Below are 10,964 nucleotides of genomic sequence, written 5' to 3' on the forward strand. Positions count from 1 at the left end.
CAAGGCCGCGGGGGAGGCCGACGAGGCGCCGTGCCGCGCAGCCATCGCCGACGCGGCGGCACTCGGGCTCGAGGGCTTCGTGCACTTCGCGCACGACGAGCCGCTGGGCTTCGTGCTCGCGCAGGAACTGCAGCCCGGCGTGTTCGCGATGCGCTTCGCCAAGGGGCTCGACAGCCACGCGGGCATCTACCCGCACATGTTCCAGCACTTCTGCCGGCAGTTCGAGGCCGGGTTCGGCCGGCCGGTGCGCTGGCTCAACTTCGAGCAGGACATGGGCATCGCGGGCTTCCGGCGCAGCAAGCGCTCGTACGCGCCGACGGCGATGGTGCAGAAGTTCAGGGCACGGTTATTGCGCTGAGCCGGCGCGGCGACGGGTATTCTTCCGCCGCCCACCGTACCGACCGCATCCGCCGCGAGGAGCCCGCATGACCCGGACCACCGATTCCCTTCATCGACGCTGGCCGCGCGCCGCATCCGCGGTCGTTGCCGCTGTCGCCGCCGGCTTCGCATTCGCGGCCCGGGCCGCCGACTACACCGGCCCGCTGTTCGACACCCACCTGCACTACAACGAAGAGGCCTGGAACGGCAGCAGCGGCCCGTTCCCGCCGGCCGAGGCGCTCGCGCGCATGCAGCGCAACGGCGTGCGTGCCATCGTCGGCAACTCGCGGCCCAACGACGGCACGCGCACGCTCGCGGCGCTGCGCGAGACCCGCGAGGCCGGCGTCACCGTGGTGCCTTTCGTGCGGCTGTACCGCAACCGCGCCGACTACAACAACTGGTTCCGCGACGAGAGCATCCACGAGATGGTGCTGGCCGAACTCGAGCGCGGCACCGCGAGCGGGCCCTACCGCGGCATCGGCGAGTTCCATCTCTACGAGAGTGCCAATGCCAACGGCCCGGTCGCGAAGAAACTGATGGCGCTGGCCGAGCAGAAACAGCTCGCCGTGCTCGCGCACGTGGACGACGAGGCGGTCGACCTGCTGATGGCCCACACGCCGAGCCAGGGCCGCGACACGCGGCTGATCTGGGCCCACACCGGCATCGGCGGCACGCCGGTGGCGCGCGTGCGCCAGATGCTCGAGCGCTATCCGAAGCTGATGGGCGAGCTGTCGTACCGACCGGGCCTGGTCTGCGAGGGCGGCACGCTGTGCGCGCCGTGGCGCGAGCTGATCCTGGCCTTTCCCGACCGCTTCCTGATCGGCTCCGACACCTGGGTCAACCAGCGCTGGAGCGCCTACGACGAGCTGATGCGCGGCTACCGCGGCTGGCTCGGCGAGCTGCCGCCCGCGGTGGCGCAGCGCGTGGCGTGGGACAACGCGGCCGGGCTGTTCGGCGTGCGCTGATCCCCAGCCACTGGGCACAAGACGCCCCGGGGGGCGCTGCCTAAGCTGCCATGGACTCTTCCGCAGACCATGGCCACCATCGAATCGACCCTCTCCCCCCACGCCGAAGCCTTCCAGGCCAATCGCGCCCACATGCTCGCGCTGCTCGAGCGCGTACGCGGCTGCGAGCAGCGCGCCGCCGCCACCTCGGAGCGCTCGCGCGAACGCTTCGAGAAGCGCGGCCAGCTGCTGCCGCGCGAGCGGCTGTCGCTGCTGCTCGACCCCGGCACGCCCTTCCTCGAACTGTGCTCGCTCGCCGGGCTGGGCCTGGACAACCCCGACCTCGACAAGAGCGTGCCCGGCGGCGGCGTGATCGCGGGCATCGGCCAGGTCTCGGGCCTGCGCGTGATGGTCAATGCCTCCGACTCGGGCATCGACGCTGGCGCGCTGCAGCCCATGGGCATCCCGAAGCAGCTGCGCATCCAGGAGCTCGCGCTCGAGAACCGGCTGCCCTACGTGCAGCTGGTCGAGAGCGCGGGCGCCAACCTCATGACCTACAAGGTCGAGGAATTCGTGACCGGCGGCAGCCTGTTCCGCAACCTCGCGCGGCTGTCGGCCGCCGGGCTGCCGGTGCTGACGGTCACGCACGGTTCCTCGACCGCGGGCGGCGCCTACCAGACCGGCCTGTCGGACTACATCGTGATGGTGCGCGACCGCTCGCGCGCCTTCCTCGCGGGGCCGCCGCTGCTGAAGGCCGCCACGGGCGAGATCGCGACCGAGGAGGAACTGGGCGGCGCGCTGATGCACAGCTCGGTGTCGGGGCTCGGCGACTACCTGGCCGAGGACGACCGCGACGCGATCCGCATCGCGCGCGAGATCCTCGCCCACATCGACTGGAACCGCGAGCTGCCGGCGGCGCCGCCGCGGCGCTTCAAGCCGCCGCGCTTCGACGCCGAGGAGCTGCTGGGCATCATGCCGGCCGACCTCAAGCGGCCGGTCGACATGAAGCAGGTGATCGCGCGCATCGCCGACGACTCCGAGTTCCTCGAGTTCGGCGCCGGCTACGGCAGCGCCACCGTGGTCGGCCACTTCAAGATCGAAGGGCTGCCCGTGGGCGTGGTCACCAACAACGGCCCGATCGACAACGCGGGCGCCACCAAGGCCGCCCATTTCATCCAGGCCTGCTGCCAGTCGCGTACGCCGATCCTCTACCTGCAGAACACCACCGGCTTCATGGTCGGGCGCGCGCACGAGGAGGGCGGGATGATCAAGCACGGCTCGAAGATGATCCAGGCCGTGACCAACGCGACCGTGCCGCAGATCACGATCTACTGCGGCGCATCGTTCGGCGCCGGCAACTACGGCATGTGCGGGCGCGGCTTCCATCCGCGCTTCTGCTTCTCGTGGCCCAACGCGCGCACCGCGGTGATGGGCGGCGAGCAGGCGGCGCAGACCATGGTCAACGTGACCGAGGCCGCGATGCGGCGCAAGGGCGGCGAGGTCGACCGCGCGAAGCTCGCGGAGATGGAGCGCCGCATCGTCGAGCGCTTCGACAGCCAGATGAGCGTGTTCACCACCAGCGCGCACGTGCTCGACGACGGCGTGATCGATCCGCGCGACACGCGCGCCGTGCTCGCGAAGCTGCTGGCCGTGTGCCACGAGGCCGAACTGCGCGAGCCGCAGCCGATGCAGTTCTCGGTGGCGCGGCCATGAGCGAGGGGGAACAGTCCATGACCCAGGCCACGCCCTTCCACAAGATCCTGATCGCCAACCGCGGCGAGATCGCGCTGCGCGTGATGCGCAGCGCGCGCGCCCTCGGCTACCGCACGGTGGCGGTGTATTCGAGCGCCGATGCCGGCGCGCGCCATGTGCGCGAGGCCGACCAGGCCGTGTGCATCGGCGAGGCGCTGCCCGCGCAGTCCTACCTGCGCATCGAGGCCATCGTCGAGGCCGCGCGCCGCACCGGTGCCGACGCGGTGCACCCGGGCTACGGCTTCCTGGCCGAGAACGCCGCCTTCGCGCGCGCCTGCAGGGAGGCCGGGCTGGTCTTCATCGGCCCCTCGGCCGAAGCCATCGAGGCCATGGGCCACAAGGCCGGCGCCAAGGCACTGATGCAGGCCGCGGGCGTGCCCTGCATACCGGGCTACCAGGGCGAGGACCAGGGCGAGGAACGGCTCGCGCAGGAGGCCGCGCGCATCGGCTTCCCGGTGATGATCAAGGCCACGGCCGGCGGCGGCGGGCGCGGCATGCGGCTGGTGCCGTCGGCCGAGGAATTCGCGCCCCTGTTGCGCAGCGCGCGCTCGGAGGCGCAGAGCGCCTTCGGCGATCCCGAGGTGATCCTCGAGCGCGCGATCGCGCAGCCGCGGCACATCGAGATCCAGGTCTTCGCCGACCGCCACGGCCATGCCATCCACCTGGGCGAGCGCGACTGCTCCGTACAGCGGCGGCACCAGAAGCTGATCGAGGAGGCGCCCTCGCCGGCGGTGGACGGCGCGCTGCGCGAACGCATGGGCGCGGCCGCGGTGGCAGCCGTGAAGGCGATCCGCTACGAAGGCGCGGGCACGCTCGAGTTCCTGCTCGACGGCGGCGGCAACTTCTACTTCATGGAGATGAACACGCGGCTGCAGGTCGAGCATCCCGTGACCGAGGCCGTGACCGGCCTCGACCTGGTGGAGCTGCAACTGCGCGTGGCCGCGGGCGAGCCGCTGCCGCTCGCGCAGCAGGACGTGCGCTTCGAGGGCCATGCGATCGAGGTGCGGCTGTGCGCGGAGGATGCGGCGCAGGGCTTCGTGCCGCAGAGCGGAACGCTCGCGCTGTGGCGGATGCCGCCGCAACTGCGCGCCGAGCATGCGCTGTATTCGGGCGCCGAGGTGCCGCCGTACTACGACTCGATGATCGCCAAGCTCGTGGCCCATGGCCGCACGCGCGAGGAGGCGCGGCGCAAGCTGGCCACGGGGCTCGAGGATGCGGTGGCGCTGGGCGTGACGACCAACCAGTCCTTTCTGCGCGCCTGCCTCGTGCATCCGGTGTTCGCGGCGGGCGGTGCCACCACGGCCTTCATCGGCGAGCACCAGGCGGCGCTGCTGCAGGCCGACGAGGCCGCGGCTGCACGCGCGGCGGCGCTCGCGGCGGTGCTGCTGTACGAGCGCGCCGACGACACGCAGTCGCGGCGGCTGCCGCACAAGTTGCCGATCTCGCTGCGCTTCGAACTCGCGGGGCGGACGCGGCATGCGAGCGTCGCGTTGATCGCGTCGCGCCGGTTCCAGGTCACGCTCGATGCGCAGGCCTTTGAGATCGAGCTGATCGAGCACGGCGACGACGGCGTGCGCTTCGCCTGCGATGGCGTGCACGAGAGCGCCGCGTACTGGCGCGACGGCACCCAGCTGTGGCTGCAGTACCGCGACCGTGCGCTGCGCATCGAGGACACCACGCGCGCGGCCTCCGCGCGCCAGGGCGGCTCGGGCGGTGGCGACGGCAAGCTGCGCGCCTCGATGAACGGCCGCGTGGTCGCGGTGCTGGCCGAGCCCGGCCAGGTCGTGCGCGCGGGGCAGCCGCTGCTCACGCTCGAGGCGATGAAGATGGAGCATGTGCATGCCGCGCCGGTGAGCGGCCGGCTGGCCGCGCTGCATGTGCGCATCGGCGACCAGGTCGAGGCGCGCCGTGTCGTGGCCGAGATCGAAGTCGATGCCCCCGTTGCCGAAGGAGTCGCGCCATGAGCACCGCCGCCGTCCTGCACGAGAAGCGCGACCGCGCCTTCTGGATCACGATCAACCGCCCCGACAAGCGCAATGCGCTCAACGCCGAGGTGGTGGCCGGCCTGCGCGAAGGCTGGCGCCTTGCGCATGCCGATCCCGAGGTGCGCGCCATCGTGCTGACCGGCGCGGGCGAGAAGGCCTTCTGCGCCGGCGGCGACCTGCAGCCCGGCGCGGGCTTCGCGTTCGACCTCGCGCAGCCCACGCTCGACTATGCCGACCTGCTGCGCGAGACGCAGAACGGCACCCTGCCGAGCATCGCACGCATCAACGGCAGCTGCATGGCCGGCGGCATCGGCCTCTTGTGCATGACCGACCTCGCGGTGGCCGCCGACACGGTGCAGTTCGGCCTGCCCGAAGTGAAGATCGGCCTGTTCCCGATGCAGGTGCTGAGCCTGCTGCAGCGCATCGTGCCGCGCCGCACCCTGCGCGAGTGGTGCCTGAGCGGCGAGCCCTTCGGCGCGGCCGAGGCGAAGGAAGCCGGTCTGCTGAACCACGTGGTGCCGGCCGACGCACTCGATGCGAAGACGCAATGGCTGCTCGAGCGCCTGACCGACAAGTCGCCGACCGCGATCCGCCGCGGCAAGTACGCGATGCGCGCGCTCGAGGGCATGTCCTTCGACGAGGGCATCGCCTTCACCGAGGGGCAGATCGCGCTGCTCGCGGGCACGCAGGATGCGAAGGAAGGGCTGGCCTCGTTCAACGAGAAGCGCAGGCCGGTCTGGACCGGTCGCTGAGCGCTTCGCACGCGCATCGCCGATGTGCCGAATCGATGGCCGGACGCAATGTCCGGAATTAGCGCCGGCGCATTGAAAGTCCAGCGCAAACATTGCTCCGAGATGTTGTGTTCGGCAACGGCATGTCAATTCAATGCCGATTCGGCGCATTGCGCGCCGCATGCCGGGCTGGCGTGAGTCTTCGGATTCGAACTCGAAAACGAGTCCAAAAGCGCTCATGTCCAAAGATGTTCGGGTGTCTCTTCTCGATGTTCGGGAAGACGGCGCATCGGATGCCCGTTTCCGGACGGTGACAACCCCGCGCGTGACGCCCGCCTGTCGGTGAAGGCATCGGAATTTTGATTCGAAGAATCAACGGGTTAGCCGATTTTTCCCGAGGGCCCGGCACGCCTTTCGCTGTCCTCGGCCGTCCTCCCCGCCTCGTTTTTTTCACCGAAAAGTTCGGGTGAAATTGAAGCCGTGTTCCGGTGAATTTTTCAACTGAGCGTCATCGACGATCTTCAAACTTGATTTGTCGCCAAGGCAATGGCGGCATGTTGATTCAAGGGTATTGGGACGCTGTATTTGTCGGCGAAGAGGTGCCCGAGATCTGCTCATTCGGTTCTTATTTTTTCTCAAACTTTTTCAGTTTGTTTAGGAGCAATTCGATGATTTCCGTTAATTTCAAGCGCAACGCGCTGTCGGCGCTGGTCGCAGTCGGTGTGATGACCATGGCCGCGGGCGCTTCGGCTCAGGTCGCGGGTGGCGGTGCAACGTTGCCCGAAGGCCTCTATGGCAAGGCCCTGACTGCCACGACGTCGAGCACCGGTATTCTGAACAAGACGGCTGCGGGCACGGTCCCCAGCCCGGGCTTCAACGCCTATGTCGGCGTGGGCAGCGGCGCGGGCAAGAACTCCTTCTTCCAGAACAACTCGGGCCTGCTGACGGTTGGCGGCGCTCCCTACTACTCGCCGGCAGTGACCGTCGACTACGCTGGCAGCGACTCGCTGGTGACCGCCGCCGAACAATCGGGCTACGACGCTCACACCACGCTGGGCAAGACGAGCTTCGGTCGCCTGATCCAGGTGCCGGCCGTCCTGACCTCGGTGACCGTGCCCTACAACATCGCAGGCCGTACCTCGGTGAACCTGACCAGCGCCCAGCTGGCCCAGATCTTCGCTGACCCGACCATCACCAACTGGAACCAGGTCCCCGGCTTCTCGGCCCTGAACCAGCCGATCAAGGTCATCTATCGCTCCGAAAGCAGCGGCACGACCGAGATCTTCCTGCGCCACCTCAACGCCGTGAACAACACGCTGGTGCCTTCGGTCGGCACCACGTACGCCTCGGTCGTGAATGTCAGCAACACCAGCAAGTACATCCCCGCGACCGGCAGCGACGGCGTGGTGGCTGCCCTGGCTGCCAACCCCTACTCGATCACCTACGTGAGCCCGGACAAGGTCGCGTTCGCTGACGCGACCAAGGTCGTGGCCATCACCCGCACCATCAGCGGCGTGACGAGCAACCTGCTGCCGACCGAGGTGAATGTGACGGCCGCACTGACCGGCATCAATCCCCCGGCCGCTTCGGCACCGGCCACCAGCTGGGGCATCGGCTACGTCGCGTCCGGCGTGAGCCCCCTGGCCAATCCCTCGGCGGGCTATCCGATCGTTGGCGCGACCAACCTGATCTTCAGCCAGTGCTATGCCAGCGCGGCCGACAACGTCCGCATCCGCAACTTCTTCCGCCAGCACTACAACACCACGGACAACGATGCCGCGATCACCGCGCACTCGTTCATCAAGCTGCCGGCCAACTGGAGGACCGCCGTTTTCGACGCCTTCTACACCGCGACCAGCCCCGAGAGCATCGGCTACACGAGCGTCTGCACCGGCAAGGGCCGTCCGGCCTGAGTGTGATGCCTAGGGTTTGAGAGGCCCGTCAGGCTTGGCGCCGCGGGCTCGCTTCCAACCCTTCGTTCAGGTCGGCCAGACATTCGTGTCTGGCCGACCTTCGAACTTTCAGCAGGGCATCGATCGCCCCTGCAAAAGTGGGTGGGCGAACCGTGCTCGCGCAATCCCTTCGGATCTCTGTTGGACAACCGCTCGAGGAGTGGTCAATGAAATTCCCTGTCTTCCAGTGCAAGGCGCTGCTCGTCGTCGGTGCGATGACGTGGGCCCTTGCCGCATCGGCCCAGGTCGTGGGTGGCGGTGGAACCTTGCCCGAAGGTCTCTATGGCAAGGCGCAGTTTCCTGTCGGTTCCACGGGCATCCTGAACAGGACGCCGGTTCCCGGCTTCAACGCCTATGTCGGCGTGGGCAGCGGCGCGGGCAAGAGCGCGTTCTTCCAGAACAACTCGAACCTGCTGGTCTGGAACCATGACGCCAATGCGTCGACGCCGAACGTGCCGTTCTACCCGACGCCGGTGACCGTGGATTACGCCGGCAGCGACTCGGTGGTGACCGTCGCCGAAGAAACCGCCTATGACGCGCACCCCACGCTGGGCAGGGCGAGCTTCGGCCCATTGATCCAGGTTCCGGTCGTTCTCGCGGCGGTGACCGTGCCCTACAACATCCCGGGCCGCAGCTCGATGAACCTGACCAGTGCCCAGCTGGCACAGATATTCGCCGACCCGACCATCACCCACTGGAACCAGGTCGCCGGCCTCTCGACCTTGAACCAGCCGATCAAGGTCATCTATCGCGCCGAAAGCAGCGGCACGACCGAAATCTTCCTGCGCCACCTCAACGCCGTGAACAACACGCTGGTGCCTTCGGTCGGCAGCAGCTACGCGTCGGTCGTGAACGTCGGCAACGCCAGCAAGTACATCCCCGTGACCGGCAGCGATGGCGTGATGGCGGCCCTGCTGGCCACTCCCTATGCGATCGCCTACGTGAGCCCGGAGAGGGTGGCCCTCGACGACCCGACCAAGGTCGTGGCGATCAGCCGCGCGAGCGGCGGCGTGCTGCAGAATTTTCTGCCGTCGCAGGTGGACGTCGCGGCGGCGCTCGGCACCCCGGCCAGTGCGGGCGCCATCCTCCCCCCGACCGGGCCGGCTGCTACGCAGGCCCGCAACTGGGGCATCGGCTATGTGGCCTCCGGCGTGAGTCCGCTGGCCAATCCCTCGCGCGGTTATCCGATCGTGGGTGCGACCCACCTGATCTTCAGCCAGTGCTATGCCAGCGCGGCCGACAACACCCGAATCCGCAACTTCTTCGCCCAGCACTACGGCAGCGCGAACAGCGACGTCGTGCATCCCTTCATCAAGCTGCCTGCGCACTGGCGCACGGCCATCTACAACACCTTCTTCGCCACCAACAGCGTGCAGCGCATCGGCAACCCGGACGTCTGCACTGGCAAGGGCCGCCCGATCTGAGACGGATGATGAAAGAGAAAAAACCGAGATTCAACATCCCCTACGGCCAGCCCAGCAGCATCCCGATGCATGCGCTGGACAAGGAGCTGTCGAAGCAGGCCGAGATCGCGCAGACCACGCCGGTGCTGGTCGACCGCTATGGCGAACCCTGGGTCTGGATCGTCTCGCATGCCTTGTGGCTCGAGAACGACGGGCTCGAGGCCTTCGTGCAGAGCGAGCACGGGCTGGTCGATCTGCGCGCGGCGATCGACGGCCTGCTGTCGGACGACGATCCGGTCCTCGACGAGCTGAGCGCCCAATGCGCGAGCGTTGCCGACGCGCGGATCATCGTGCGCGCCTGGCTGCTGCAGATCGTCTATTCGCTGCCCGACCCCAAGCGCGTGCGCCAGGGCCTGGGCTACAACATGCTGTGGCGCTGGTTCGTCGGCTACCTGCTGCGCTCCGAGCCGCTGCCCGAGCCGCGAGCCTTCGTCCAGGACATGAACAAGGTCAGCGCCCATTCGCATGTGGTGGGCATCGTCTTCCGCTGCCTGGCCAACAGTGCGTTGCTCCAGGGCGGCTCGGAGGAGTTCCGCATCAACCATGGCCTGCTGCGCACCCTGCGGGCCCAGCACCTCGACACGACGGGCCGCTGATGCGCCGACTCTAGGTCCGTGGGCCTCGCTCCGGATAGACGAAGCCGATCCGCGCATGCACCCCGCCCGCATGCGCGAACGAGAGCCAGCCGAAAAACCAGGCCAGCAGCAGGTTCCACAGCAGCGCGGTGGCGACCGCGGCGAGCGTGGCGGGGCCGTGCGCGGCCGGCCAGGTGATGTCGGGCAGGAAGCCGCTGCCCCAGCCGGCCGCGAGGAACAGGGCCGAGCCCAGGTGCCGGCTCATGCTGCGGTAGTGCAGCGCGAGCGTCTCGCGGCAGGCATAGGCCTGCCGGTGCTGGCGCTGGTTGATGCGCGCGATGCTCACCGCATTGACGAGCGCGACGATGCCCGGCAGCGAGAACCAGAAGGCGGGATGGTCGCTGCGTGCATCGATCGCCAGCAGCGTACCCACGAGCCAGAAGCTCGGTGCCATCGCCGTTGCCATCAGCCACGAGGCCGGCAGGCATGCCTGCCAGGGCGCGCGCCAGTGCAGGGCGCTGGGCGCGTCGGGGGCATCGGTCCAGGCGTGCGGGGCGGCCGAAGACGCCCAGGCGGGCACCGCCGATGCCGCATCGCCTGGGGACAGCCAACGGCGTAAAGCCGCTTTCATCGTCATCTGATAGTGTTTTCGAGGATGTGGAGGGAGCTTCGGCGAGCTGCTCTCCTATAGACGGATGCGCGGACCCATTCCCGCAATCCGTCGGTGGCGGCGGCTGCCGCCCATCGTTCCTGCGCCGTCGGCCGTCAGACGAAAGAAAACACTCGGCCGCCAAGAATTTCGAAGATCGGTCTGCGGGTTTGCCAGTTGGTACTCGTCTAGAAAAACGGTCGCCCACGCCACGGTGCGTGCAGCCGGCCTGGTTTCGACATCCACTTCGGCAGGAATACTCATGAGCACACGCGGGGGCAGCGGCAGGGAACGGGCAGGGCAGGCGGGGGGCACGTCGTCATGGCGCCTGGCCCCGATGGCGCGGGCCATCGCCGTGCTGGTGGCGGCGGGCGGCATGATCGGCGGCGCGCACGCGCAGCGCGCCTTCAGCGCGGGCTGGATGGCGCAGAAGAACCTGAACCAGAGCACCGCGGTGCAGACGGGCCGGCTGGCCAACGGCATGGCGGCATCAGCCCTGACCAGCCCGCAGGCGCAGCAGCAGCGTGCCAACGAG

10 protein-coding genes are annotated in these 10,964 nt (G+C 68.5%); 9 read left to right on the forward strand and 1 reads right to left on the reverse strand.

Annotation, left to right across the window (positions count from 1 at the left end):
* The 8 genes from AC27VN_RS19880 to AC27VN_RS19915 all read left to right on the forward strand — a co-directional run.
* Window positions 1–358 (forward strand): phosphatidylglycerol lysyltransferase domain-containing protein (locus AC27VN_RS19880; protein WP_490877613.1); only part of this gene is annotated, 358 nt, incomplete at its 5' end.
* Between the two features lie 67 nt (window positions 359–425).
* The gene (locus tag AC27VN_RS19885) at window positions 426–1,343 is read left to right on the forward strand and encodes an amidohydrolase family protein (RefSeq protein WP_490877614.1); all 918 of its coding nucleotides are present in this window, start codon (window positions 426–428) and stop codon (window positions 1,341–1,343) included.
* Window positions 1,344–1,412: 69 nt separating this feature from the next.
* On the forward strand, window positions 1,413–3,035 hold the full coding sequence (locus tag AC27VN_RS19890; protein WP_490877615.1) for an acyl-CoA carboxylase subunit beta: 1,623 nt from the start codon (window positions 1,413–1,415) through the stop codon (window positions 3,033–3,035).
* A 17-nt stretch (window positions 3,036–3,052) separates the two neighbouring features.
* Entirely contained in the window at window positions 3,053–5,038 is a 1,986-nt protein-coding gene (locus tag AC27VN_RS19895; protein WP_490877616.1) for an acetyl/propionyl/methylcrotonyl-CoA carboxylase subunit alpha, read from the forward strand.
* Entirely contained in the window at window positions 5,035–5,811 is a 777-nt protein-coding gene (locus AC27VN_RS19900) for an enoyl-CoA hydratase/isomerase family protein (RefSeq protein ID WP_490877617.1), read from the forward strand. Before AC27VN_RS19895 ends, AC27VN_RS19900 begins: the two co-directional genes overlap by 4 nt.
* 647 nt (window positions 5,812–6,458) lie before the next feature.
* Window positions 6,459–7,703, forward strand: a complete 1,245-nt coding sequence (locus AC27VN_RS19905; protein ID WP_208508487.1) for a substrate-binding domain-containing protein — start codon at window positions 6,459–6,461, stop codon at window positions 7,701–7,703.
* Window positions 7,704–7,909: 206 nt separating this feature from the next.
* The gene (locus tag AC27VN_RS19910) at window positions 7,910–9,166 is read left to right on the forward strand and encodes a substrate-binding domain-containing protein (RefSeq protein ID WP_490877618.1); all 1,257 of its coding nucleotides are present in this window, start codon (window positions 7,910–7,912) and stop codon (window positions 9,164–9,166) included.
* A gap of 8 nt (window positions 9,167–9,174) precedes the next feature.
* Complete coding sequence (locus AC27VN_RS19915; RefSeq protein ID WP_490877619.1) at window positions 9,175–9,801, forward strand: transposase; 627 nt, start codon at window positions 9,175–9,177, stop codon at window positions 9,799–9,801.
* Between the two features lie 10 nt (window positions 9,802–9,811).
* Here the strand turns inward: AC27VN_RS19915 and AC27VN_RS19920 are convergent, their stop codons facing one another.
* Window positions 9,812–10,411 carry a hypothetical protein gene (locus AC27VN_RS19920; RefSeq protein ID WP_490877620.1) on the reverse strand — a complete coding sequence of 200 codons (600 nt, stop codon included), beginning with the start codon at window positions 10,409–10,411 and terminating at the stop codon, window positions 9,812–9,814.
* 355 nt (window positions 10,412–10,766) lie between these two features.
* Here AC27VN_RS19920 and AC27VN_RS19925 point away from each other — a divergent pair.
* Window positions 10,767–10,964 (forward strand): hypothetical protein (locus AC27VN_RS19925; RefSeq protein ID WP_490877621.1); only part of this gene is annotated, 198 nt, incomplete at its 3' end.

The sequence above is a fragment of the Variovorax sp. 20P10.2.4 genome, from assembly GCF_058244205.1.